Here is a 25151-nt window from a genome sequence, read left to right on the forward strand (position 1 = left end):
CTGACTAGCCGTTTCACGAGAGTTTACTAATGACATCATCACCTTCGCCACAAACTGGCGATTTACTGCGTCACTACCCGGCTTTTTTCCATTTTTGGTTTGCCCGATTAGCCAGTGGTTTTGCTTTTCAAATGGTCTCTGTCGCGGTGGGCTGGCAAATTTACGACTTAACAGACTCTGCGCTCAATTTGGGGTTAATCGGCTTAATCCAATTTATTCCAGCGGTATTGCTGGCATTACCTGCTGGGCATATTGCTGATCAATTTCACCGTCGTAAGGTAGTGGTTGTCTGCCAAATTTTTGAATGGTTAGCCCTTGTCGGGCTCGCCGTCATGGGATTTGCTCACCTGCTGAATGAAGCCGCTATTTTATGCTTTATCGGCATCATCAGCGTATTTCGGACGTTTGAAAACCCATCGGCACGAGCCATCGTACCAGCACTGGTCCCTGAACGAATTTTACCGCGCGCACTGGCTATCAATGGCTCAGGAGGCCAAGCAGCGAGTATTATTGGCCCTGCTTTAGGCGGTTTTTTGTACATATTAGGTCCAAGTTATGTATACGCAATTGTGGCGTTAATGACACTCACTTCGGTCATTTTGATGGCGAGGTTACACTATCAATATCAGCCACCTAAGCGCGTTCCAATGGACCTAAAGCGACTATTTTCAGGTGTGGTTTTTATTCGCCAACAGAAAACCTTACTTGGCGTATTGTCTCTAGATTTGTTTGCCGTATTACTGGGAGGTGCAACCGCACTTCTTCCTATCTTTGCCAAAGACATTCTTCATACAGGCGCATGGGGGTTAGGTTTATTACGAGCGGCACCTGCTGTCGGGGCGCTGCTCATGTCATTTTTCCTCGCTAAATACACCATGCAACGCAAAGTCGGCTTAGTGATGTTTGGCTCTGTTGCTGGGTTTGGCGTCGCAACGATTATTTTTGCACTTTCCAGCAACCTATGGCTATCACTTGGCGCGTTATTCGCGCTAGGAGCTTTAGACATGATCAGCATGGTGATTCGCAGTACCCTCGTTCAGTTAGAAACCCCTGACGAAATGAGAGGTCGCGTCGGTGCTGTCAATTCGATTTTTATCAATACATCGAATCAGCTCGGAGAATTCGAATCTGGCATCGTAGCGGCCGCATTTGGTGCAGTGAATGCGGCATTAATCGGTGGGATTGGCACATTAGTTGTTGTTGGGTTGTGGATGATGTGGTTCCCCACACTGCGTAAACGAGAGAAACTCGTTAATTCAGATTCTTAACTGACCTGCGGCAGTCACAGCGTAGCCTGGTCTCCCTTTCTAAGTCACAACGCAGAAAGAGAGACCAACTCCTGGGTATATTCTTGCACAGGATAAGTGAACAACTGCTGCGTTTCCCCTTCCTCAATCACCCTACCATGACGCATGACCAGCGTATAATGACAGAGCGAGCGCACAACACTTAAATCATGGCTAATAAACAAGTAAGTTAAGCCATATTTACTCTGTAATGATTTGAGTAACTCTAATACTTGGGATTGAACCGTTCGATCCAAGGATGATGTCGGTTCATCGAGTAAGATAAATTCAGGTTTGAGTACCAACGCGCGAGCAATCGCAATTCTTTGTCGCTGACCACCAGAAAACTCATTCGGATAACGGTGACGAGAGCTAGGATCTAACCCCACTTCCCGCATCACTTCACACACCGCGTGTTCAATCTCAGTAGAATCAAAATTTGTGTGAACCGTTAATCCTTCGCCAATCACTTGTGCAACCGACATCCTTGGATTTAGCGCTGAAAACGGGTCTTGGAACACCACTTGCATTTTACTGCGATAGGGCAACATTTGCTTGCGATTTAATCCCTGTAATTCATTGGCTTGATATTGAATTGAGCCTTGAGAGTGCACCAATTGCAGCACCGCCATACCCGTTGTAGATTTACCTGAACCGCTTTCTCCAACAAGACCTATGGTGTGTCCTTGCTGCAATGAAAAAGCCATATCAGTCACCGCCTTAACATGGTCAACTGTTCTTTTAAACAAACCACCTTTAATCGGAAACCAAACCCGCAGTTTGTCGGTTTTAACCAGCACCGGAGTTTGCGCATTCACTGCAACGGGGAATCCACTGGGATCAGAATTAATCAACATTTGTGTATAAGCGTGGCTCGGCTGGGCAAAGATAGTCCGACAGTCATTCACCTCGATTAAATGCCCATGCTGCATTACAGCAACACGGTCGGCAATACGCCGCACAATGCTTAAATCATGGGTAATAAATAGCATCGCCATGCCCAGTTCACGTTGAAGAGACTTCAGCAAATCTAAGATTTGCGCTTGAACCGACACGTCTAAAGCCGTTGTTGGTTCATCGGCTATGAGCAGTTCTGGCTCATTAATCAAAGCCATAGCAATCATTACTCGCTGGCGTTCACCACCGGATAGTTCATGAGGATAAGCGTTTATCTTTTGTTCGGGCTGATGAATGCCAACTTTAGTGAGCCACTCTATCGCTAACGATTCGGCTTTAGTTTGGCGTATACCGCGATGCACCGCGACGGTCTCCACCAGCTGCTTACCAATTTTATGTAGTGGGTTAAGCGAAACCATCGGCTCTTGAAAAATCATGCCTATTCGGCCGCCGCGAATCCCTCTTAACTGACGCTCAGAACAGGTCAACGTGTTTAAACCATCAAAATGGATTGCCCCAGTTTGATAATATGCAGCGCCTTTCGGCAGTAATTTTAAGATGGCATTCGCTGTAACGGATTTGCCCGATCCACTCTCTCCGACTAAAGCAAGAGTCTCACCGCGCTTTATCTCTAACGAAACGTTATAGGTGACCGTTTCTATGCTTTTAGAGCGTTTAAACCCAACCGAAAGTTTATCGATAGTTAACAATGTATCGCTCATATCTATCACCTTTGCATGTGTGGGTCAAACGCATCTCTTACTGCTTCGCCGACAAACACCAACAACGTGAGCATCAAAGATAAAACGACGAATGCAGAAATGCCGAGCCAAGGTGCCTGTAAGTTCGCTTTACCTTGCGCCAATAATTCACCAAGCGATGGGGAGCCAACCGGTAAACCGAAGCCTAAAAAGTCCAACGAGGTTAATGTCGTCACTGAGCCAGATAGAATGAATGGCATCATCGTCAAAGATGCAACCATCGCATTGGGTAACATATGACGTAACATGATACGCGTATCACTTACGCCCATCGCTTGCGCCGCCTTTACGTAATCAAAATTACGACCACGTAAAAATTCAGCTCGAACCACCCCCACTAAACTCATCCAACTAAACAGAACCATAATACCCAGTAACCACCAGAAATTGGGTTCGACAAAACTGGATAAAATAATTAATAAAAATAGCGTTGGCATCCCAGACCACACTTCAATAAACCGTTGGCCAAGCAAATCCACCCAGCCTCCGTAATAGCCCTGAGTCGCCCCCACAAAAACACCAATGAATGAGGAGACGATGGTCAACACAAAACCAAACAACACCGAAATACGAAATCCATAAATGATACGCGCCAAAACGTCTCTTCCTTTATCATCGGTTCCAAGCCAATTCGTTTCATCTGGTGCTGATGGTACGTTGCTTACCAAATCATAATTGATTGTGTCGTAACTAAAATGGATGGGAGGCCAAAGCATAAAACCTTGCTCGTTTATCCGCTTTTTCATGTAGGGATCGGTGTAATCTGTTTCTGTCAAAAATTCCCCACCAAACGTCGTTTCTGGATACATTTTAACAATGGGAAAATACCAATGGTGTTCATAAGACACCAACAGAGGCTTGTCATTGGCAATCACATCAGCCAATAAACTGATTCCAAACAGAACCATAAATATCCATAGCGACCAATATCCGCGCCGATTTGCTCTAAAACGTTGCCAGCGAGCGACATTCAGTGGGTTAGGTCGAGTTCGTTTGAATAAGGTCATTAGCGAGCCTCAAAATCAATGCGCGGATCAACCCACATATAGGTAAGATCCGAAATAATACTTAAAATAAGCCCAAGTAACGTCATGATATACAAAGAACTAAACACGACCGGATAGTCACGCTGAATGGTGGCTTCGAAACCTAATAAACCGATCCCATCAAGCGAAAACATCACTTCAATTAACATCGAACCGGTAAAAAAAATGCTGATAAACGCTGAAGGAAACCCGGCAATAATGATCAACATTGCATTACGAAAAACGTGTTTGTAAAGAATCGCCCCTTCATCGAGGCCTTTCGCTCGAGCGGTGACGACATACTGCTTATTAATTTCATCAAGAAACGAGTTTTTTGTCAGCATACTTAGAGTCGCAAAGCCACCCACAACCATCGCCAGAATAGGCAGTGTCATATGCCAAAAATAATCACCAATTTGCTGATACCAAGTTAATTGTGCAAAGTTATCGGAGACCAAACCACGCAGCGGAAACCAGTTAAAGTAGTTACCGCTCGCAAATAAAATGATCAGAATAATTGCAAACAAGAAGCCGGGAATTGCGTAACCAACAATGACTAAAGCACTGGACCACACATCAAAGCGAGAGCCGTGCCGTATCGCTTTAGTGATACCTAGTGGTATTGATACCAAATAGATAATAAGTGTGCTCCATAGGCCAAGAGAAATCGATACAGGTAATCGCTCTTTAATTAAATCGATGACATTACCGCCTCGAAATAAACTGTCACCAAAATGGAATGTGACGTAGTTTTTAAGCATCTCGGTATAGCGCTGCCAAAGCGGCTTATCAAAACCAAATTGTTGCTTAATTTGCTCCACCACTTCAGGATCTAGCCCGCGCGACCCTTTGTAACCAGCATGATGACTATCTTTACTCGGAGCGATATCCTGACCACTCCCCGTAAAACGGTCCATTAAACCGGATTTTTGCCCTTCAAGTTGCGCGATGGCTTGTTCTACTGGCCCACCTGGCGCGACCTGAATAATAAAAAAATTAAGGGTGATAATCGCCCATAACGTTGGAATCACCAGTAATAGTCGCCGAAGTAAATATGCTGCCATAGTTTTCCTTAACGCCTTTTCGCCGGCAAACGCTGCGCTTTTTGCTTACTCACCCACCAAGTATCTAAAGCAAGCGAATATTTAGGCGTAATAGCGGGACGTTCAAACTTATCCCACATTGCTACTCGGTATTGAGCTAAATACCAGTGTGGAATAATGTAAAAATTCCATTGCAGAACGCGATCGAGTGCCCGCCCCAATGCCAATAATTTTTGTGGGTGAGCTTGGTTACGCGCAATTTGTTCCGTCAGATTATCCACCACTGGGTCACTAACACCTGCGGTATTGTATGTTGAATCGATGTAGTGAGAATTCCAAACAAATAACAAATCGGCGCTTGGATAAGGATTCGGTGCGTAACTCGAGACCACCATATCAAAATCACGATCACGCAAACGCTTCATATATTGCGTACTATCGACCATACGAATATGAATCTTAATCCCTAACTTTTTCAGGTTACGCTGTAGTTGAATGGCTACCTTTTCCAAACTAGGGCTCGATAACATGAGAGAAAATTCAAATGGCTGCCCTGTTTGTGCATTCACCAACCAACCCCGTTTAACAATCCAACCCGCCTGCTTTAGTAAGGCAAACGCTTTGCGCATTTGCGGCCGAATGTATCCAGAACCATCGGTTACAGGAGGTTGATATTCTTCTGTAAATACCCGTTTGGGCACTTGGTGTTTAAAAGGCTTTAAAATGGCTAATTCAGCCTGAGATGGTAAACCTTTTGCCTCATAATCGGTGCTTTGAAAATAACTGCGTGTTCGAGTGTATTGATCGTAAAACAGGCGATGATTCATCCATTGAAAGTCCATCGCGTAATTGAGCGCTTCACGCACTCGCCTATCATGAAAAATCGTTCGCTGAGTATTGAATACAAAGCCTTGAGTGGGCGCCGGTGAGGTATGAGGGATTTGTTCTTTGACAATGTAGCCCTTATCGAAATTAATCCCCGTGTAGGAATTCGCCCAAACACGAGCCTGACTTTCTTGGCGAAAATCAAAGTCTCCGGTTTTAAAGGCTTCAAGCATCACGGTATCATCGCGATAATAATCATACTGAATCTGTTTAAAATTATTCCTGCCAACGTTAACGGGCAAATCTTTCGCCCAGTAATTATCGTTAAGGCTATAAGTGACACGTTGCCCCATTTTATAGCTGGACACACGATAGGCACCGCTCCCAACCGGAGGGGTTAACAAAGGCTGACTTAAATCTTTATCTCGCCAATAGTGCTCTGGCAAAACTTGTAATGATTCCACTAAAGAGAACAATTTATCCCGTTCAGGTTTATCCATCTCAATACGCACTGTTAACTTGGCGATTGCCCTTACTGATTTAATATCCTTATAGTAAACCCGAAACTGCGGCACTCCCTGCTTCATTAACTTATCAAATGTAAATGCAACATCTTGCGCCGTAATGGGCGTACCATCTTGAAAACGCGCATGGGGGTTAATCTCTACCTCCATCCAGAGGTAATCATCGGAATAGCGTAGCTTCTGCGCAATCAAAGGGTAATAGGAGTCGATTTCATCGTCTGCTTTTTTCAGCAGCGGGTCATAGAGTTCACTGCTATCCGCTGCGGCGACACCCCGTGAAGCAAACGCATTAAAATTATCGAAACTGCCAAGTTCACCAAAAGTAACCTTCCCGTATTTGGGCGCTTTGGGATTCACATAATCAAAATGACTAAAATTTGCTGCATATTTTGCTTCACCAAACCCAACTAGATGGGTTGTTTCAATGACTTTCGCAAGTGAAACCCCACTGAATACCATCATGAATAGGCCAAGTAATAACGACCTTATTGTGCGCATTGGGCTATCCTTAACATCGATAAATTCGCTTAAGCCTTAAGCTTTTATAATACGTGTCCTGCTACTTTATCATAGGTAACTATTTACATATATGGAGGAAGATTTCGTAAATTAATCAATAATTTCGACGTACTACCATTGTTGGGTAAACAAACGCAAATAACAACAATTCGCGTTGTTATAGTTGTAATGAAACGTTACTGTATAGATTCAGCCAACCCAAATACCCACGCTAGTAATGGCGTTGTACTCACACGATTGGTGGGGTACTGTTATCCATTATTTAGTCGGACACACAATAAAAATACACATAAAGTCAGGTGATTATGCAAGCAAAACCTAATAAACGCCCCAAGTACCGCTTAACTGTTACTGCCACTGAAAGCCTTTCAAACAACTACCAACGCGTCACCTTGCAAGGTGACAGCATCGCTCATTTTGGTGCGGAAAGTGCTGGTGATTATATTAAGTTACTGTTTACTCTCGAGGGGAAAACGGATGTTGATACGTTAGCCGAAGATGCGAAACCTGTTATACGCACTTACACTATTCGTCACTTTGATACAGAAACGAACAGTATTGATGTTGATTTAGTTCGTCATACCACCTCCGATCTCAGTTGCGGTTTTGCTGCTCGTTGGGCAACAGAATGTAAAGTGGGTGACACTATGTATATTATGGGCCCGGGTAAAAAACAGGGTATAAACTTAGAGGCCGATTGGTATTTTCTTGCGGCTGATATGACAGCCCTACCCGCGTTAGCCAATACACTAAATAGCTTACCTGAAGACGCTAAAGGTTATGCTGTCATCGACATCATCGATAGTACAGATAAGCAAGATCTTACCACCCCAGAAGGGATGAATGTGATTTGGAACATTCAACATCCTGAGCACACATTAGTTGATGTGGTGAAATCTCAGCCATGGCTCGACGGGCAATGTGCCGTATGGTGTGCATGTGAATTTGATTCGATGCGTTCATTGCGCCAGTACTTTCGCAATGAACACGAGATTGAGCGAGACTATATCTATATCAGTAGCTATTGGAAAGATGGTGTAACAGAAGATGGCCACAAAGTGATCAAAAGAGACGATCTTAACGCTCAACATTAAGATTGATAGACAAGAAAAGTGTCATTCTCAACATTTTTCTTGTCTTTAAACGATTAAGAGAATGTAGATTGACCTTGTAAAACAACAACATCATGACGCCAATACTCAACATCCGCTCTTACTTTGCTCCCGTGAGTATCGTACAAAACTTTTTCTATCACTAATGCGGGTGTACCTTCGGTTGCATAGAGTGCCACCGCAATATCTCCTTGCAAAGAGCCCACCAAAATCCGGTATTCAATTTTCTGCCAATCAACGCCGAATTCTTGATGCAAGACATCAGTGAGAGAATGCTGAACGTCGATGTTCTCCAGATGAGTTGACACATCAGCAATCAAATAAGAAGTCACGTAGGCAACAGGTCGTTTATCTAGATGTCGGACTCGTTCTATTCGCTGCATATCACTGAATGGAGCCAACCCTAACAAGCGATTAGCCGCTTTATTCGCCATCTGACTTTGATTGGATATCACCATGGTATAGCCAACACGATTTTGTTGAGCGGTAAGCTCTCGAAACGATACGAGTTGATTAGGATCGTACGATAATGGTGGAGCAGCAATAAACCACCCACGACGATCTTCGCGATAGATCGCACCTTCAGACTCCAGCAAAGAAAGGGCCTCACGCAGGGTAACGCGGGTTGTATTAAACGACTCCGCTAATTTACGTTCCGACGGCAATTTTTGCTGAGGCGATAAGGTGCCCGCTTCAATCTGATCCAAAATCGCTTGTTTGATTTTTACGTACTGCACCTTGCGCCTCTCGTTAAGAAAATCATGTAAGCCTATACGATGCTATGCAAGCAACATTGCTTGTAACTCATCAAGAGAACGTACTTCAAAATGAGCATTGATGCCTTCAGGGGCAGGCTCACCATTCACATTGAGCCAACAGGTTTCAACGCCAATGTTTAATCCACCTAAAATATCTGAATGAGGGTTATCCCCTACCATCAGCACTCGCTGCTTTTCAGGATTACCCATTTTATCTAACGCATGAGCAAAAATACGAGCATCAGGCTTTGCTACACCCACCTCTTCAGAAATAATCACATGTTCAAAATGAGGAATGAGGCCAGTTCGTTCTAAACGAATCGATTGTAAATCAGAGAAACCGTTGGTGATAATGCCTAACTTCACTTTACCATGCAGCGCGTCAAGTAAGCTTTGCGCACCAGGCAATAAACTGCAAATATCGGCCATCGCCGTCATATAAGAGCAGTTTAGCTCCTCAGGTGTCGTATCAAGCTGTGTTGCCCATTCAACAAAACGCGTACGCTTTAATTGCGCCGCGGTAATATCGCCATTTTGGTACGATACCCAAAGCGGTTGATTCACTTTTTGATAAGCTTGATAAGCCTCGTCCGTTAAGTCCATCCCTTTCCGTTCAAGCATCAATGTTAATCCACGACGACCATCAAAATGAAAGAGTGTCTCGTCTGCGTCAAAAAGTATCCAATCGTACTGCATGTTTCTCTCCTCAATGTTTCCCTGCTAGTTTATACTGTTTCCCACAAACACTTAACCCATTGGTTAAGAAACTTTTTGTTTCCAAAACATCAACAATTTTACTGGGACACACAGCAAGACTTTATCTTTCCTAACTAACTGGACACACATACCAGTATGCGGGACACACACGGTTAAAGTTAGATAAATTTCACATCCATATAGAGGTATTCATGTTCAACAACTTTCCATCTATCCCCATATTTGTCGCCGTTGTTGAATGTGGAAGTTTCTCGCGTGCGGCCGAAAAACTAAATCTAACCAAATCCGCAGTAAGTAAACGTATCAATCACTTAGAAGATGAGTTAGGCATAAGGTTAATTCAAAGAACGACCCGCCATATTAGTTTGACAGAAGCTGGCGAACGATATTATGAACATGTTTCAAAAGCGCTTAACTTTGCTCAGCAAGGCGTTGATGCCGTCGCTGAACTACAGGGAGAGCCCAAAGGTAAACTGAGGATTACAGCCCCGATGTCGTTTGGTGTACGTCACGTAGCGCCATTCATCACCGAGTTTTTAGCACAATATCCGCATATTGAATTGGATCTGCAACTAGAAGATCGCATGGTAGACATGGTTGCTGAAGGATACGATTTAGCTATCCGGATCGGTCATTTAGCCGATTCAAATTTGATTGCTAAAAGATTAACAGATTGCCACAGCGTACTGTGCGCATCACCCGAATATCTGAAAAATCATAAAGTTCCAGAACAACCTTCTGATTTAATGGCACACAACTGCATAAAATACACGTATTTTAGAGGTGGTAACGACTGGACTTTTCTGCGTGAGCAACAAGAGTTTAAAGTATTACCGAAAGGGAATATGACGGTCAATAATAGTGAAGCGATCCGGCGTACACTGCTATCCGGCCTCGGTATTGGCCAACTTCCCACTTTTATCGTTGGCAAAGATATTCAAGCGGAGAAACTGGTATCGATCATGAACCACTACGATCTACCTAAACACGCGGTTTATGCCGTTTATCCGCAGCGTAAGCACTTACCACAAAAAGTCAGATTATTTGTTGATTTTATTGCTAAACAATACGGTACTCCCTCTCCATATTGGGATAATGGTGTATTTTAGCTAATCTCGAACGCAGCTAAACGCTTTCTATTTAATTGCAATTTGGCGTCATTTATTCGTGCTTTAGTTCCGATCCAATTTCTTACTTTATCTTCTAACTGAGTTGCGAGAGACAAGCATTCGCTCGGCTCCAGAGCCAGTCGTTGCAAAATGGGTGGCTCTGCATTATCGATAAACCCTTTTCCACTCACTTTTAACTGCTTACCAACCCAATCCACCAGCTCAAGGTAATCCCTTAATAGAAATGGAATTCCTCCTACCGATTTGGGTTTATTCCCGATAAAAGCAGCTAAGTTAGGTGGCGTCTTATTATTTTTTGCTAATTGTTTTAATCTCATATAAACAGAGGTATAACGTGAGTTTTCAGGTTTAGTGGCAATATTGGCGCGAATGGGGTTAAGGTCAACATATGCCATTGCGCTAATGAGCGCTTTTTCATCGAGTAGAGCTTGAGACTTGAAACGTCCTTCCCAAAAGCGCCCCGTACAGTCGTCTTCCTTATTTGCCTGCACAGCAATATGATGATTGAGCTCTTTCATAAACCAACTTAGTGAATATAGGCGCTCACGCCACGTCTTAATGATTTTGAGGCACTGTTTTCGTTCAGATTGATTCGTATTGTTATCTTCTATAAATCGATAAATTTGTAATGGCATTTTATGTAAAGAACACCATCTATCAATCACCTCACGATCACTTAGTTTAGCGGCAGACTCTTTGTTTACATGAACCACAAGATGGTAGTGATTACTCATAACCGAATAGGAGCAAATATCAATGCAATATACTGCAGCCAGCGACAACATTTTCTGTTCCACCCATGCTCTACGATGTTCATAAGATTTTCCTGACAATTGATCATACCCACAAAGGTAAGAGCGCCTGACACATCGAGATACACAATGGTAGTAAGGTGTCACCTCTGGGCAGAGTAACTTTGAACGCGCCGTTGCCATTCCAATTCCTCATCTTTTCAATAATTAAATCATGATGACAATGGGGTTATAGTCCAAACTTATACGACAAAACTTACGAGTAATTTCACAGCTAACCCAACTTTTTTAGCACTTTTAAAACGTGTGTGTCCGATAACAAAATGCCTTTAAAAGCACACGAGATTAATGTGTGTCCAATTTAGAAATGGTGTGTGTCCCATTTGAGGATTTTCTAATTTTTGGTGCGGTGCTATGTTGTTAGGTAGATGTATGTATTAACTGACTATGGAAAAGATTCAACCTCTACCCCTTTTCCTACCTAGTCTGACTGTATAAAATGCCTGATTTTTTAAAGCGTTGCCGTATAACGTTTACCAACAGACTCAGCGTTCTTATAACGTTGAGTGCTTACTAACAAACAAAAAGGAGTGAACCCATGAAAAAAGTCGCAGTAATTCTCAGTGGTTGCGGTGTATTCGATGGCGCAGAGATCCAAGAATCAGTACTAACCCTTCTTGCGATAGAGCGTAATAATGCGACTTGGCAATGTTTCGCCCCAGATGTAGAGCAAATGCATGTGATAAACCACGCGACAGGCGAAGAAATGCCAGAAAAGCGTAATGTGTTGGTCGAGTCAGCGCGAATCTGCCGTGGCAACATCAAAGACGTGGCGACATTGAAAGCAGCTGATTATGATGCGCTCGTCATTCCAGGTGGTTTTGGCGTGGCAAAGAATGTTACCGATTTTGCAGTTAAAGGTGCCGAGTGTAGCATCAACACTCATGTTGCTGGCGCGTGCCGTGCCTTTGCAAAAGCAGGCAAACCCGCTGGTTACCTGTGTATTGCCCCACACATTATTCCCATGATTTACGAAAATGGCGTTGAAGGCACAATTGGTAACGATGCAGATACTGCTGCAGCATTTAATCAACTAGGCGGTCAACACGTAAACTGCCCTGTTGATGATTTTGTCTACGATCAAGAACACCATGTTCTATCTACACCCGCTTATATGTTGGCCGAAAATGTATCCCAAGCAGCGTCCGGCATCGACAAATTGATCAACAAATTGATCTCATTAGCTTAATATTTTAGCGATTGGAAATAAGAATAATTCTCTTCTAAACCCCGTAAACACGGGGTTTACTGTTAAATTTTGTGTCTAACTTGCAACAATTGTGAAATTTAACATTACAACATTAGCACTTTATTTCTTAACAATTTAATCAAAAAACAATAATTGTCCGTTATTTAACCAGTAGAATTCATAAAACAATACATATCATAGGGGTTATTGTGTGATCCGCATCATGAACAAGAAGCAATTTTAACGTGCTTCAAGCATTCTTGCTCTAGATCAAACACCCTCAACAACATTCTGTGCAAATCTATAGCCAGATATTTTGAACATGATTATTTATTGGAGTTGACTCATGGCGAGTGCATTTTTTATTCCTACTGTAAACTTAATGGGCGCAGGCTGTCTTGTAGACGCTGCTGATGCAATTAAATCTAAAGGTTTCAAAAAAGGGTTAATCGTAAGTGACGCGATTCTTAACAAAATCGGCGTTGTAAAAGAAGTGTCTGATCTTCTAACTGAACGTGACGTTCAAACTGTTGTTTACGATGGTACTCATCCAAACCCAACAGTGACTAACGTAAACGAAGGTCTTGCAATTCTTAAAGAAAACCAATGTGATTTCGTTATCTCTCTAGGCGGTGGTTCTCCACACGACTGTGCTAAAGGTATCGCTCTTTTAGCCTCTAACGGCGGCGAAATCGCAGATTACGAAGGTGTTGACCGTTCTCCAAAAGAAATGCTTCCTCTGATTTCTATCAACACTACTGCAGGTACTGCGTCTGAAATGACTCGTTTCTGCATCATCACTGATGAAGTTCGTCACATTAAAATGGCAATCGTGGACAAACATACAACTCCACTGATTTCTGTTAACGACCCTAAACTAATGCTTGCTAAACCTGCGTCTCTAACTGCAGCAACTGGTATGGACGCATTGACTCACGCAATCGAAGCTTACGTTTCAACTGCGGCAACACCTATCACTGATGCTGTTGCTATCAAAGCAATCGAAATGATTCAAGCAAACCTACGTGAAGCAGTAGCACACGGTCAAAACCTAGAAGCACGTGAAGCAATGGCATACGCACAGTTTATGGCGGGTATGGCATTCAACAACGCTTCTCTAGGCTATGTACACGCAATGGCTCACCAACTAGGTGGTTTCTACAACCTTCCTCACGGTGTATGTAACGCAGTTCTACTTCCACACGTACAACGTTACAACGCAAGTGTTTCTGCAGACCGTCTACGTGACGTTGCTAAAGCAATGGGTGTTGACGTTGAAGGTTTGAGCGCAGAACAAGGTGCAGATGCAGCGATCAACGCTATTGTTGAATTGTCTAAAGAAATCGGCATCCCAGCAGGTCTAACTGAGCTAGGTGCTAAAGAAGAAGACGTACCTACTCTAGCAACTAACGCGCTTAAAGACGCTTGTGCTGTGACTAACCCACGTCAAGGTACTCACGAAGAAGTATGTGAAATCTTTAAATCAGCATTCTAAACACTGCTAAAAGTTAAGATTTTATCGTTAAAAAGGTGCTCTATGAGCACCTTTTTTAATAGTTCCAGAACAGTCATTACGACGTTATTATGTCAATTAAAAATAAGTCCATTTGATTTTTAGGGATTTACTTTACAACTGAAAAATAACGGTTATCATCCGACGCAAACGTTTTCCTTTTCTCTTTCCAAGAGGTTTTATGCTGTCAGATATCGACATTTGCCGCACAACACCATTATCTCCTATTGATGAAATAGCACACTCTGCTGGTTTAGAAAGCAACGAATTTCAGAGCCAAGGCCGTTATAAAGCCAAAGTGTCACTCTCTTGCTTAAATCGAATCAAAGCACACCGCAAAGGTAAATTTGTGTTGGTTACAGCTATGACACCGACCCCACTTGGTGAAGGCAAAACGGTAACCACTATTGGGCTTGCTCAAGGTATTGCTAAGTTGAACCAGTCGGTATTTGCCTGTATTCGCCAACCTTCTATGGGACCTATTTTTGGTGTGAAAGGCGGTGCTGCAGGCGGCGGTTATTCTCAAGTTGCGCCAATGGAAGAACTTAACCTCCATTTAACTGGCGATATTCATGCTGTTACCGCTGCGCACAACTTAGCGGCAGCTGCCATTGATGCTCGTATTTATCACGAGCAACGCCTTGGCTATGAGGATTTTGAAACTCGTACAGGTTTAACCGCCCTACGTATCGATCCTAAGCAAATCACCTGGAAACGTGTGATTGACCATAACGATCGAGCACTGCGCATGGTCACCATTGGTCGTAATGAAGAAGGCAAAACCATTAATGGCTACGAACGTGAAGACGGATTCGACATTTCAGCGGCTTCAGAGCTCATGGCCATTCTCGCTCTAGCTAACGATTTGCAAGACCTACGTCAACGTATCGGCCAGATTGTTGTGGCTTATAATGTGGATGGACTACCGATCACTACCGAAGATTTACAAGTGGCAGGTGCCATGACCGTCAGCATGAAAGAAGCCATTGAACCGACCTTAATGCAAACATTAGAGGGTGTTCCGACGTTGGTACATGCGGGCCCCTTTGCCAATATTGCCCATGGAAATTCATCAATTATTGCTGATGAGATTGCAACTCACTTAGCTGATTTCACAATTACGGAAGGTGGTTTTGGTTCAGATATGGGATTTGAAAAGGCCTGTAACATCAAAGCCAAAGCAGCTAATAATTCTCCGGATTGCGCCGTCATCGTAGCAACATTGCGCGGTCTAAAAGCCAACTCGGGCTTGTACGACCTCCGTCCAGGCCAAGCTATGCCTGCGGAATTATTTGAGCCGAATCAAGCAGGACTGTCTGCTGGATTTGCCAACTTACAGTGGCATATTAATAACGTGAGTCAGTATGGCGTTCCAGTGGTTGTAGCTATCAACCGTTTTCCGCAAGACAGCGATGAAGAGCTCCAGCAACTAAAATTGATGATAGAAAATCTACCACAAGATGTCGAAGTTGCCATCAGCGAAGCATTTGCGAAAGGCGGTGAAGGCGCGCTTCAACTCGCACGTGCGGTCATCAAACAGTGCCAGAAAAACAGCACGTTCACTCCGTTATATCAAACTCAAGATTCACTGGAAGACAAACTTCATGCTGTCGCAATAAAAGGGTACGGCGCAAAATCAGTAAGCTTAAGCGACAAAGCTCAACAGCAGCTCACGCAGTTAAACCAATTGGGCTTTGACAAACTTTCGGTCTGTTTAGCGAAAACGCCGCTTTCAATATCGACAGATTCAACCAAAAAAGGCGCACCAGCCAACTTTGACGTACCAATCCGTGAACTAAAACTGTGTGCAGGCGCAGGATTTGTTTACGCACTGTGCGGCAACGTGATGACCATGCCGGGGTTACCTGACAAACCCGCATTTATGAACATCGATATCGACAGCGATGGACATATCATTGGATTAAGTTAATCAATCCAATACTTCTGTTACTATTACTATTACTGAACGTAAATAATGTAGCGCAAATCTCACCAAAAATTTGTGCTACATTCCTCCCTACCACCATCCTTTAGCGCCCCACGATTGTGCACTGCACTCCCTAATTTGACGCAGTCCGCTCTACAGAGTGAATCAACATTTCGATAGTAACAAGCCAATCTATTTAACCTTATGATTTGTAATGACTAAATTTAATATTTCTCATGTCTCATTGTGGGGATGATTTTTGCATGTTTATTACATCAGAACACGTTACTAACAACGATAGTCTAGGTTAATAGAAGCGCAGAAAGTAAAGGTGTATTTCTTAAGCTTCAGCAGTGAGCAATGTTTGGTGATCATTCTAATCGAACATGTTCACGCAATTCAATGATAACAACACCGAATTTGAGAGGGATTTATGAGTTCGGATTACCGCTACCAATTAGGCAGTAAAACGTTCCACTTTGCTTCTTTGAAAGAAGTAATGGCCAAAGCGTCACCATTACGTTCAGGTGACCAGTTGGCAGGAGTGTGCGCGACATCTGCAGAAGAGCGAGTAGTGGCACAAATGGTATTAGCCGATTTACCGCTAAAAACATTTCTTAATGATGTTGTTATTCCCTATGAAAAAGACGAAATCACACGGCTTATTATTGATGAGCACGACAGCACGGCTTTTGCTGAAATAGCACATCTTACCGTGGGGGATTTTCGCAACTGGTTACTGCAAGAATCCACTACTCACGTCGAGCTAAAACGCGTGTGTCCAGGGATTACCCCAGAAATGGCGGCGGCTGTCAGTAAAATTATGCGCAACCAAGATCTGATCTTAGTCGCTAAAAAATGCCAAGTCACCAGTGCATTTCGTAACACCATTGGTTTACCGGGCCATATGTCCACTCGTCTACAACCGAATCACCCTACTGATGATATGAGCGGAATCGCGGCATCTATCTTCGATGGGTTAATGTACGGTAATGGCGATGCCGTCATTGGTATTAATCCCGCGACCGATAGTGTCAGCCAAGCTATCAAATTGATGCATTTAATGGATGAAGTGATTCAACACTACTCTATTCCAACCCAGTCTTGTGTGTTAACTCACGTCACCAACACGATTGAATGCATTGAGAAAGGGGCTCCCGTTGATTTGGTGTTCCAATCCATCGGAGGCACCGAAGGGACAAACCAAGGGTTTGGCGTGAACATCGATGTACTGCAGCAAGCCTACGATGCCGCAAATAGTTTGCAACGCGGAACCGTCGGTAACAATTTCATGTATTTTGAAACTGGCCAAGGCAGTGCTCTTTCTTCCAATGCCAACCTCGATGTTGATCAACAGACCTGTGAAGCTCGTGCCTATGCATTGGCTCGCAAATTCAATCCTCTATTGGTAAATACTGTCGTAGGATTTATTGGTCCAGAATACTTGTTTGATGGCAAACAGATCATTCGTGCCGGTCTTGAAGATCACTTCTGTGGTAAGTTACTTGGTCTGCCTATGGGCTGTGATATTTGTTACACCAATCATGCTTATGCCGACCAAAATGATATGGATAATCTGCTTACTCTGCTAGGCGTTGCTGAATGTAACTTTATTATGGGCATCCCTGGTTCAGACGACATTATGCTGAACTACCAAACAACCTCGTTCCACGATGCTTTATATGCCAGACAAGTACTGGGACTCAAACCTGCCCCAGAATTTGAGGCTTGGTTACGACAAATGGGCATCTTTAGCCAAGATGGCTTAACGCAATTAAGTGATCGTTTACCCGATGCCTTTAAACAGCCATTGCGTTTGATTCAGGAGGCAATCTAATGAACAAGCCCGCTGAATTAGAATTGGTTCATCAAGACCCATGGGATAAATTGCGTCAGTTTACTCAGGCTCGCATTGGAATTGGCCGAGTTGGTACAAGTATTCCAACCGATGAATTATTGCGTTTCCAACTCTCCCATGCTCAAGCCATTGATGCTGTGCATGTTCCTCTTGATGAGGAGCAGTTAGTCGAAAGTTTGGCAGAGAAAGAAAACTTACGCGCTTATTTACCGGCATTTCATGTACACAGTGAAGCAAGTGACAGGGTAACCTATCTGCAACGTCCAGATCTCGGACGTAAATTGAATGCCGATGGTATCGCGTTGCTGAAAACACATAGTGACCATCACCCAAGTCCGTATGATTTAGCTATCGTCATTGCAGATGGACTCTCCTCTTATGCGATTGCAAACCATGCGGCGCCATTTTTATCTGCACTGATTGAGCAATTACAAACAAGTTCCGAGCAACCATGGAATATTGCCCCACTGGTTATCGCTCAGCAAGGCCGTGTTGCCTTAGGTGATGATGTGTGTGAAGCCATTAATGCCAATGAAGTGCTTATTTTAGTTGGAGAACGCCCAGGACTCAGTTCTCCAGACAGTTTGGGCCTGTATTTGACGTGGAATGCACACCGAGGCATTGAAGAATCACTGCGTAACTGTATTTCGAATGTACGCCCAGAGGGGCTATGCTATGAAGCCGCAGCACATAAATGCTGCTACCTATTGTCAGAATCTCGCCGTCGACATGTGACAGGAATTACGTTGAAAGACCGTTCCGATGACAACACATTAGAGCATCATTCTGGACAACAGTTTTCTCTCGTTTCTCCGTCCAAAAATTGAAACGACAGAAACAAAAAGCGCCTTCCTTGCGGTTGGCGCTTTTTTCTTGTCTACTATTTAATGCTAAGCCTTATTCGCTCGCTTTTCCTTGAGCGAGAGACTTAACGTAACCCGCTCAAAAACTCCGAGCGAGTTGCTGGGTTCGATTTGAAAATACCACCCAATGCTGTTGTAGTCGTTTCGCTGGTTGCATCCATCACACCACGTGATTTCACACAATAGTGAGTCGCATCGATAGTAACTGCCACGTCTTCTGATTCAAGTAATGTTTGCAGAGCGACTAAGATCTGCTGCGTCATACGCTCTTGTACTTGCGGACGCTGAGCAAAGAAACGCACAATACGGTTAATCTTAGATAGGCCAATAATTTTTCCACGTGGAATATACGCCACTGCCGCTTTCCCATCGATAGTGACGAGATGGTGTTCACAAGTACTGGTTACCGTAATGTCTTTAACGCGTACCATCTCACTGACATTCATCTTGTTTTCGATGACAGTAATTTTAGGAAAACTGTGGTAATCCAGCCCAGAAAAGATTTCATCGACATACATTTTAGCAATGCGATGCGGGGTTTCTTCAAGGCTATCATCAGTCAAATCGAGTCCGAGGACATTGAGAATTTCACGCATGTGATACTCAATTTTTTCTTTTTTCTCATCACGACCAAATTCATTCGGCGTCATCGGAGTTTCAAGACCACGACTTGCAAGCGCTTCTTTTACTAACTTTGCTGAATCGCTCAGACCAGACATTACATTACCTCTTAACACGTTACCCCTTGGGATGGCTGACAAGGATACTCGGATTTTTTTATAATTACACCCATATTTTATAACAGGTCTTTCATATTCACTCTTATTGATCCGCTTTTTTCTATGGTAAAGTGCACAGCACAAGAATAACACCATAGGATTTTATCATGGGATGTTGTGACGCTCCGGGCCTAATGCCTATCGAAACAGCGCTTGAGACAATGTTATCTCGCGTCTCGCCTGTTCAAACAACGCTTGAATTACCCCTGCCAGAAGCTCTCGGCTTCGTACTTGCTGATGATATTCGTTCCCCGATCAATGTGCCGCCGTTTGCTAACTCAGCAATGGATGGCTACGCCGTTCGACTTGCTGAACTTAACCTCGGGCAACCATTACCCGTGTGTGGTAAATCATTTGCCGGTCACCCTTTTAAAGGAGATTGGGAAGCGATGAGTTGTATACGTATTATGACGGGCGCAGAAGTGCCGCTCGGTTGTGATGCGATCATTATGCAAGAACAAGCTCAAGTGACAGAACAAGGTGTACTATTCACCGTAAAGAACGTCAAAGAGAACCAAAATATACGTCCAACTGGCGATGATATCTGCCAGGGAGATATTGCTCTCGCTAAAGGTACTCGTCTTAGCGCTCGTGATATTCCTATGATTGCAACCCTTGGTATTGGCCAAGTGACCGTTTTACGCAAACCTAAAGTGGCATTTTTCTCAACAGGCGATGAGCTAAAACCCTTAGGCGAAGTGTTGGAAGATGGCCAAATATACGATAGCAACCGCTACGGTGTTAAAGCCCTGATCGAAAAATTTGGTTGTGAAGCGATCGATTTAGGCATCATTCCTGATAGCCCAGACAAACTCAAAGCCACTTTCGAAGAAGCACAATCTCTGGCGGATGTCGTGATTACATCTGGCGGCGTGAGTGTTGGTGAGGCCGACTACACCAAAGATATTCTAGAAGAGATGGGCGAAATTGGTTTTTGGAAATTAGCCATTAAACCAGGTAAGCCTTTTGCGTTCGGTCGTCTTCCAAATGCTTGGTTCTGTGGATTGCCCGGCAACCCAGTATCAGCCTTCATTACATGCTACGCTCTCGTGCAACCTCTGCTCGCCAAATTAGCTGGACACACACAGTGGCAACCAGAGCCATCAATCCCCGCCGTAACCCAATCGCCTTTTAAAAAAGCACCTGGCCGCACCGATTTCCAACGCGGTATTTATCGCATCGAAAATGGTCAATTTGTAGTTGAGAGTACTGGCAACCAAAGTTCTGGGGCATTTCGCTCGATGAGTTTAGCAAACTGTTTTGTCGTGTTAGAACGAGAACGTGGTCGAGTTGAAGCCGGAGAAACGGTTCAAATTCAACTTTTTAATTCAAGTATGTATTAAGGAATCATCATGGACATTCTCAGTGATGAGGAGATGCTCCGCTACAATCGACAAATCATCCTCAAACAATTCGATTTCGAGGGACAAGAGGCACTTAAGCAGGGCTCTGTACTCATTATTGGTGCAGGTGGTCTTGGTTGTGCAAGCAGCCAATACTTAGCTGCGGCAGGTGTACATAAAATCACTCTGGTCGACTTTGATACGGTGGAACATTCCAACTTACAACGTCAAGTACTTCACCATGACTGCGATATTGGCCGATTTAAAGTTGAATCAGCAGCAGCGGCACTGCAAGAAATCAATCCACACATCGAGATTCAGGCCATTCCAAGACAGCTTGAAGACAATGAACTAGCCAGCCTCATCCATCAACACTCAGTGGTTCTTGATGGCAGTGATAATGTCAGCACCCGTAATCAACTCAATCGTCTGTGCTATGCAAGTAAAATACCTCTCATTTCCGGTGCCGCTATTCGTATGGAAGGTCAAGTGAGTGTCTTTACTTATCAGGATGAGGACGAGCCTTGTTACCAATGCCTAAGTGGTTTATTCGGTGAGAACGCGTTGACTTGTGTTGAGGCCGGCATTATGGCGCCCGTAGCCGGAATAATTGGCGCAGTACAAGCCATGGAAGCCATTAAAGTCATTGCTAATGTTGGCAAGCCACTAACAGGCAAGATATTGATGTTGGATGCGATGTCGATGTCTTGGCGTGAAATGAAACTGATGAAATTACCGAATTGCCCCGTGTGCCAGCCGTAATTTCCTCTAAGCTATACTCCTAAGGTGGCGTGACTGCCACCTGCCCAATTTCAGAAACATAAGCAAAGGATCGTGTAATGAAGTCTCCACTTATTTCAGTTGCTTGGCTGAAAGAGCACCTTTTTGATGCCAATGTCGTCGTATTAGATGCCAGCATCGAATTTCAAATTCCCGGTGAAGTCGCAAAAGATACACTCAACGTGATTGCGGGTGCACGTCGTTTCGACTATGACAATGATTTTTGCGACAAAAACTCATCCCTGCCCCACATGATGCCATCAGAGCAACGGTTTAATATCCTTGCTCAAGATCTTGGTATTCATCAAACTTCAACGATTGTGGTTTACGACAACAGCGGTAATTTTGCTTCCCCACGCGCATGGTGGATGTTCCGAGCAATGGGGCATGAAAACGTGTTTGTTTTAGATGGTGGCCTTACCGAATGGAAAAACCAAGGCGGTGAAGTCACCCAGCAGTATGAACCCGTTTCAACACAAGGTAACTTCCGTGGCCGCCTTCAACCGAACTACTTCGTAATTGCTGAATATGTGTTAAAGCAAATTGACGATAACAATAGCCAAACCGTTGATGCCCGTGGGTCTAATCGTTTTTGCGGCGCAGTCGACGAGCCTCGTGCTGGATTAAGAAGCGGCCATATTCCAAAGGCCGTGAACTTACCGTTCACAACATTAATGAATGAGCATCGCCTCAAACCCGCCGAAGAACTAAAACCTATCGTGGAAGCCATCATTCCCAAAGGCAAAGGTGAATATATCTTTAGTTGTGGTTCTGGTGTGACAGCGTGTATCGTTCTTCTTGCGGCGACCGTTTGTGGCTACACCAATCTAGCGGTTTACGATGGTTCTTGGACCGAATGGGGTCAACGCGCAGATCTACCATTAGAAAAGTCGTAAAGCGCAATCCGTATCGCTATAAAACACAAAAGCACCGCGAGGTGCTTTTTGTTATTCAGTTGGTTGGTATCACTTTCGTATACAGCTCTTCTTTCATTCGACTAAATGCACACTATCCATCTGTTCAGCTAAGTTAAGCACCGTTAGAGCATTACTCACACTCGTCGCAACCACATCAATCGCACCAGTGCGTAACGCCCCTAACAAAGCCAGTGGTTTACTGTTCTCCGCAGCAATAGCAATCACTTCCGAAATGGGACGAAATTCTTGAATACTCATACCAATCACGCGATCGCTCATCACTGTTTTAGCAATATGTCCCTGAACATCAAAAAAATCATGCCCTGCAAAATCACCGACGACGCCCTGACGCAAACGCGACTGAACCACTTCATGTGGAGTAAACCATCCTAAGTCCACCATGTAACTGTTCTCGCTCATATCCCCAATTCCTACCAGAGCCATATCCGCTTTACGTGCAAGATCTAACGTTTGTTTGACCGTTTCATTTTGCATGAACACCATTTTCTGCTCTAAATTTTCTGCATAAGCGGGCGCATAGAGCGTTTCTGATGTGCCACCGTATTTTTTGGCTAACTGACGACAAATATGATCGGCATTATAAGTACTCCCTCTCGGGTGAATCCCACCGATACCGCAAACAAAAGTACAATCGCGCGGAGAAATCACCCCAACATGATGCGCAACAGCTGAGACATTGCGCCCTTGTCCGACTGTCACCACCATGCCATTTTTGAGGGTTTGCGCGAGATGATTCGAGACAAGCCCAGCAACTTGCTGACGCTGCAATTCTTCAGTGGGTTGGTCAAGAGCAATTAACGCTCGTTTAACGCCAAATCTTTCTATCAGGCGCTGCTCGATTTTAGCGCTAAATACTGGGTGATATTTCACAGTGATCTCAACGATCCCTTCATCACGAGCCTGTTTTAACAAGCGCCCGACTTTGGCACGTGAAATCGAAAACTTCTTGGAAATTTCTTCTTGCGTTGCCCCATCTTGATAATAGGCAACAGAAATTTCAGTGAGCAAATCACTCTCATCAACAGAAATTTCAGGTTTCGACGTATTCATGGCTCTCTCTCATTTCGGTGACAATCACAGCATCGACGACAAAATCATCGCTAAATGCCTGAACAAATGTCTCTTTAAGCGACAAATGTTACCGGATTATTGTGTCTGAACATTTGCTCTTAAGCAATACATTTTCTCAGACCATAAATTCTTAGTAAATTTCGTGAATTTGTTAACAAAACGAAATATTCTCTAGCAGTTGATTAGCATAGCGTCAGAGAAATATAAATTAGGTGACGGATGTCTTCATATTGAATAAAAGCTGATTGACTTTCAGTATCGATAAGTTAATTATGGAGGCATCATTTACTCAGCACGCGATCATATGTTCATGAACATCTGTTATCGGGTGATACAAGAGTGCAGCCAGTGACGTACTACAATGTCATTGACGCGTAACGAATAACGAACATGCTTGCAAATGCCCAGTTTTAACAACTGTGACTGCCTAGCCCAACGACAAAGGACGAAAGAAATGAGCAACAAATTAGAGCAACTTCGTAAATTGACTACTGTTGTCGCTGATACTGGTGAATTAGATGCGATCAAAAAATACAAACCAGAAGACGCAACAACTAACCCATCTTTGATTCTTAAAGCCGCTCAAATCGCTGAATACGCACCTCTGATCGAACGTTCGATCGAAGAAGCAAAAAAACTGAGTGATAACAAAGCTCAACAGCTTGAAGATACTTGCGATAACCTAGCAGTTAACATTGGTAAAGAAATCCTTAAAACGATTCCTGGCCGTATTTCTACTGAAGTTGATGCACGTTTGTCTTACAACACTGAAGCAAGCGTAGAAAAAGCACGTAAACTGATTAAGCTATACAATGATGCTGGCATCACTAATGACCGCATCCTAATCAAACTAGCGTCAACTTGGGAAGGCATCCGCGCAGCTGAAATTCTAGAAAAAGAAGGCATCAACTGTAACCTAACGCTTCTATTCTCATTCGCTCAAGCTCGTGCTTGTGCTGAAGCTGGCGTATTCCTAATTTCACCATTCGTTGGCCGTATCATGGACTGGTACAAAGCAAAAGAAGGTCGTTCTTTTGAACCTGCAGAAGACCCAGGTGTACTGTCTGTGACTAAGATCTACAACTACTACAAAGAGCATGGCTACAATACGGTAGTAATGGGCGCAAGCTTCCGTAACACTGGCGAAATTCTAGAACTTGCTGGTTGTGACCGTCTAACTATTAGCCCTCAACTTCTTCAAGAACTAGAAGAAGCAGAAGGCGCAATTGAAGCTAAATTGGTTGACTCTAAAGGCTCTGCAGCACGCCCAGCAGCAATGACTCACTCAGAATTCCTATGGGATCACAACCAAGATCCAATGGCAGTTGAAAAACTGGCTGAAGGTATTCGCAACTTCGCTATCGACCAAGGTAAATTGGAAGCGATGATCGAAGCAAAACTGTAATTATACAGTGCAAAGCGAGGTGAGCGCCTCGCTTTGTTTTTATGTGCACTAGGAACTTGCCGTGACAGTGCATAGC

The 25151-nt window shown here is 43.8% G+C and carries 21 protein-coding genes; 12 read left to right on the forward strand and 9 right to left on the reverse strand.

Annotated features, from left to right (window positions below; all coding sequences use genetic code 11):
• The first annotated feature begins 29 nt into the window (after positions 1–29).
• Positions 30–1268: an MFS transporter gene (locus I1A42_RS20700; RefSeq protein ID WP_196124775.1), complete on the forward strand. Its 1239-nt coding sequence runs from the start codon at positions 30–32 to the stop codon at positions 1266–1268.
• A gap of 44 nt (positions 1269–1312) precedes the next feature.
• On the opposite strand, the gene I1A42_RS20705 is transcribed toward I1A42_RS20700, so the two are convergent.
• Genes I1A42_RS20705 through I1A42_RS20720 form a run of 4 tightly spaced genes read right to left on the reverse strand, consistent with a single transcriptional unit; the run spans position 1313 to position 6859 of the window.
• Positions 1313–2905, reverse strand: coding sequence for an ABC transporter ATP-binding protein (locus I1A42_RS20705; protein ID WP_196124776.1), 1593 nt, complete (start codon positions 2903–2905; stop codon positions 1313–1315).
• A gap of 5 nt (positions 2906–2910) precedes the next feature.
• Positions 2911–3951, reverse strand: a complete 1041-nt coding sequence (locus I1A42_RS20710; protein ID WP_161157719.1) for an ABC transporter permease — start codon at positions 3949–3951, stop codon at positions 2911–2913.
• Positions 3951–5033, reverse strand: a complete 1083-nt coding sequence (locus tag I1A42_RS20715; protein WP_161157720.1) for a microcin C ABC transporter permease YejB — start codon at positions 5031–5033, stop codon at positions 3951–3953. The genes I1A42_RS20710 and I1A42_RS20715 overlap by 1 nt, the downstream gene beginning before the upstream one ends.
• Before the next feature lie 8 nt (positions 5034–5041).
• Positions 5042–6859, reverse strand: a complete 1818-nt coding sequence (locus I1A42_RS20720) for an extracellular solute-binding protein (protein ID WP_196124778.1) — start codon at positions 6857–6859, stop codon at positions 5042–5044.
• Between the two features lie 326 nt (positions 6860–7185).
• Between I1A42_RS20720 and I1A42_RS20725 the strand changes: the two genes are divergently transcribed.
• Positions 7186–7974: a siderophore-interacting protein gene (locus tag I1A42_RS20725; RefSeq protein ID WP_196124780.1), complete on the forward strand. Its 789-nt coding sequence runs from the start codon at positions 7186–7188 to the stop codon at positions 7972–7974.
• Between the two features lie 53 nt (positions 7975–8027).
• On the opposite strand, the gene I1A42_RS20730 is transcribed toward I1A42_RS20725, so the two are convergent.
• Both I1A42_RS20730 and yjjG read right to left on the reverse strand, forming a co-directional pair.
• On the reverse strand, positions 8028–8729 hold the full coding sequence (locus I1A42_RS20730; RefSeq protein WP_161157723.1) for a UTRA domain-containing protein: 702 nt from the start codon (positions 8727–8729) through the stop codon (positions 8028–8030).
• A 42-nt stretch (positions 8730–8771) separates the two neighbouring features.
• A complete protein-coding gene (yjjG, locus tag I1A42_RS20735) occupies positions 8772–9446 on the reverse strand; it encodes a pyrimidine 5'-nucleotidase (protein WP_196124782.1) in 675 nt (224 codons plus the stop codon).
• A 212-nt stretch (positions 9447–9658) separates the two neighbouring features.
• On the opposite strand from yjjG, the gene I1A42_RS20740 reads away from it, so the two are divergent.
• Complete coding sequence (locus tag I1A42_RS20740) at positions 9659–10576, forward strand: LysR family transcriptional regulator (protein ID WP_196124783.1); 918 nt, start codon at positions 9659–9661, stop codon at positions 10574–10576.
• On the opposite strand, the gene I1A42_RS20745 is transcribed toward I1A42_RS20740, so the two are convergent.
• Positions 10573–11532 carry a transposase gene (locus tag I1A42_RS20745; protein ID WP_161157726.1) on the reverse strand — a complete coding sequence of 320 codons (960 nt, stop codon included), beginning with the start codon at positions 11530–11532 and terminating at the stop codon, positions 10573–10575. The genes I1A42_RS20740 and I1A42_RS20745 overlap by 4 nt on opposite strands.
• A 415-nt stretch (positions 11533–11947) precedes the next feature.
• Between I1A42_RS20745 and elbB the strand changes: the two genes are divergently transcribed.
• From elbB to eutC, 5 genes are all read left to right on the forward strand, one after another.
• Entirely contained in the window at positions 11948–12598 is a 651-nt protein-coding gene (gene elbB, locus I1A42_RS20750; protein ID WP_161157727.1) for an isoprenoid biosynthesis glyoxalase ElbB, read from the forward strand.
• 346 nt (positions 12599–12944) lie between these two features.
• Positions 12945–14093, forward strand: a complete 1149-nt coding sequence (gene yiaY / locus I1A42_RS20755; RefSeq protein WP_161157728.1) for an L-threonine dehydrogenase — start codon at positions 12945–12947, stop codon at positions 14091–14093.
• A 199-nt stretch (positions 14094–14292) separates the two neighbouring features.
• Complete coding sequence (locus tag I1A42_RS20760; RefSeq protein ID WP_196124785.1) at positions 14293–16041, forward strand: formate--tetrahydrofolate ligase; 1749 nt, start codon at positions 14293–14295, stop codon at positions 16039–16041.
• Positions 16042–16471: 430 nt separating this feature from the next.
• Positions 16472–17875, forward strand: a complete 1404-nt coding sequence (locus tag I1A42_RS20765) for an ethanolamine ammonia-lyase subunit EutB (RefSeq protein WP_196124788.1) — start codon at positions 16472–16474, stop codon at positions 17873–17875.
• Positions 17875–18723, forward strand: coding sequence for an ethanolamine ammonia-lyase subunit EutC (gene eutC / locus I1A42_RS20770; RefSeq protein ID WP_196124790.1), 849 nt, complete (start codon positions 17875–17877; stop codon positions 18721–18723). The genes I1A42_RS20765 and eutC overlap by 1 nt, the downstream gene beginning before the upstream one ends.
• A gap of 101 nt (positions 18724–18824) precedes the next feature.
• Here the strand turns inward: eutC and folE are convergent, their stop codons facing one another.
• The gene (gene folE, locus I1A42_RS20775) at positions 18825–19478 is read right to left on the reverse strand and encodes a GTP cyclohydrolase I FolE (RefSeq protein ID WP_161157732.1); all 654 of its coding nucleotides are present in this window, start codon (positions 19476–19478) and stop codon (positions 18825–18827) included.
• Positions 19479–19645: 167 nt separating this feature from the next.
• Between folE and moeA the strand changes: the two genes are divergently transcribed.
• The 3 genes from moeA (at position 19646) to I1A42_RS20790 (ending at position 22557) form a co-directional block, all read left to right on the forward strand.
• Positions 19646–20881: a molybdopterin molybdotransferase MoeA gene (moeA, locus tag I1A42_RS20780; protein WP_196124791.1), complete on the forward strand. Its 1236-nt coding sequence runs from the start codon at positions 19646–19648 to the stop codon at positions 20879–20881.
• 9 nt (positions 20882–20890) lie between these two features.
• Complete coding sequence (gene moeB, locus I1A42_RS20785; protein ID WP_196124793.1) at positions 20891–21643, forward strand: molybdopterin-synthase adenylyltransferase MoeB; 753 nt, start codon at positions 20891–20893, stop codon at positions 21641–21643.
• A 77-nt stretch (positions 21644–21720) separates the two neighbouring features.
• On the forward strand, positions 21721–22557 hold the full coding sequence (locus I1A42_RS20790) for a sulfurtransferase (RefSeq protein ID WP_196124795.1): 837 nt from the start codon (positions 21721–21723) through the stop codon (positions 22555–22557).
• A gap of 93 nt (positions 22558–22650) precedes the next feature.
• On the opposite strand, the gene I1A42_RS20795 is transcribed toward I1A42_RS20790, so the two are convergent.
• A complete protein-coding gene (locus tag I1A42_RS20795; RefSeq protein WP_161157736.1) occupies positions 22651–23649 on the reverse strand; it encodes a sugar-binding transcriptional regulator in 999 nt (332 codons plus the stop codon).
• 475 nt (positions 23650–24124) lie between these two features.
• On the opposite strand from I1A42_RS20795, the gene tal reads away from it, so the two are divergent.
• The gene (gene tal / locus I1A42_RS20800) at positions 24125–25075 is read left to right on the forward strand and encodes a transaldolase (protein ID WP_161157737.1); all 951 of its coding nucleotides are present in this window, start codon (positions 24125–24127) and stop codon (positions 25073–25075) included.
• Positions 25076–25151: the final 76 nt, after the last annotated feature.

Origin of the sequence: Vibrio nitrifigilis, from assembly GCF_015686695.1 — a bacterium.
Classification (GTDB): Bacteria; Pseudomonadota; Gammaproteobacteria; order Enterobacterales; family Vibrionaceae; genus Vibrio; species Vibrio nitrifigilis.

Bases quoted from the DNA above. Each gene is read 5' to 3' on its own strand.
- I1A42_RS20700 (WP_196124775.1), top strand. From the start codon at position 30: ATGACATCATCACCTTCGCCACAAACTGGCGATTTACTGCGTCACTAC.
- I1A42_RS20705 (WP_196124776.1), bottom strand. From the start codon at position 2,905: ATGAGCGATACATTGTTAACTATCGATAAACTTTCGGTTGGGTTTAAA.
- I1A42_RS20710 (WP_161157719.1), bottom strand. From the start codon at position 3,951: ATGACCTTATTCAAACGAACTCGACCTAACCCACTGAATGTCGCTCGC.
- I1A42_RS20715 (WP_161157720.1), bottom strand. From the start codon at position 5,033: ATGGCAGCATATTTACTTCGGCGACTATTACTGGTGATTCCAACGTTA.
- I1A42_RS20720 (WP_196124778.1), bottom strand. From the start codon at position 6,859: ATGCGCACAATAAGGTCGTTATTACTTGGCCTATTCATGATGGTATTC.
- I1A42_RS20725 (WP_196124780.1), top strand. From the start codon at position 7,186: ATGCAAGCAAAACCTAATAAACGCCCCAAGTACCGCTTAACTGTTACT.
- yjjG (WP_196124782.1), bottom strand. From the start codon at position 9,446: ATGCAGTACGATTGGATACTTTTTGACGCAGACGAGACACTCTTTCAT.
- I1A42_RS20740 (WP_196124783.1), top strand. From the start codon at position 9,659: ATGTTCAACAACTTTCCATCTATCCCCATATTTGTCGCCGTTGTTGAA.
- I1A42_RS20745 (WP_161157726.1), bottom strand. From the start codon at position 11,532: ATGGCAACGGCGCGTTCAAAGTTACTCTGCCCAGAGGTGACACCTTAC.
- elbB (WP_161157727.1), top strand. From the start codon at position 11,948: ATGAAAAAAGTCGCAGTAATTCTCAGTGGTTGCGGTGTATTCGATGGC.
- yiaY (WP_161157728.1), top strand. From the start codon at position 12,945: ATGGCGAGTGCATTTTTTATTCCTACTGTAAACTTAATGGGCGCAGGC.
- I1A42_RS20760 (WP_196124785.1), top strand. From the start codon at position 14,293: ATGCTGTCAGATATCGACATTTGCCGCACAACACCATTATCTCCTATT.
- I1A42_RS20765 (WP_196124788.1), top strand. From the start codon at position 16,472: ATGAGTTCGGATTACCGCTACCAATTAGGCAGTAAAACGTTCCACTTT.
- eutC (WP_196124790.1), top strand. From the start codon at position 17,875: ATGAACAAGCCCGCTGAATTAGAATTGGTTCATCAAGACCCATGGGAT.
- folE (WP_161157732.1), bottom strand. From the start codon at position 19,478: ATGTCTGGTCTGAGCGATTCAGCAAAGTTAGTAAAAGAAGCGCTTGCA.
- moeA (WP_196124791.1), top strand. From the start codon at position 19,646: ATGGGATGTTGTGACGCTCCGGGCCTAATGCCTATCGAAACAGCGCTT.
- moeB (WP_196124793.1), top strand. From the start codon at position 20,891: ATGGACATTCTCAGTGATGAGGAGATGCTCCGCTACAATCGACAAATC.
- I1A42_RS20790 (WP_196124795.1), top strand. From the start codon at position 21,721: ATGAAGTCTCCACTTATTTCAGTTGCTTGGCTGAAAGAGCACCTTTTT.
- I1A42_RS20795 (WP_161157736.1), bottom strand. From the start codon at position 23,649: ATGAATACGTCGAAACCTGAAATTTCTGTTGATGAGAGTGATTTGCTC.
- tal (WP_161157737.1), top strand. From the start codon at position 24,125: ATGAGCAACAAATTAGAGCAACTTCGTAAATTGACTACTGTTGTCGCT.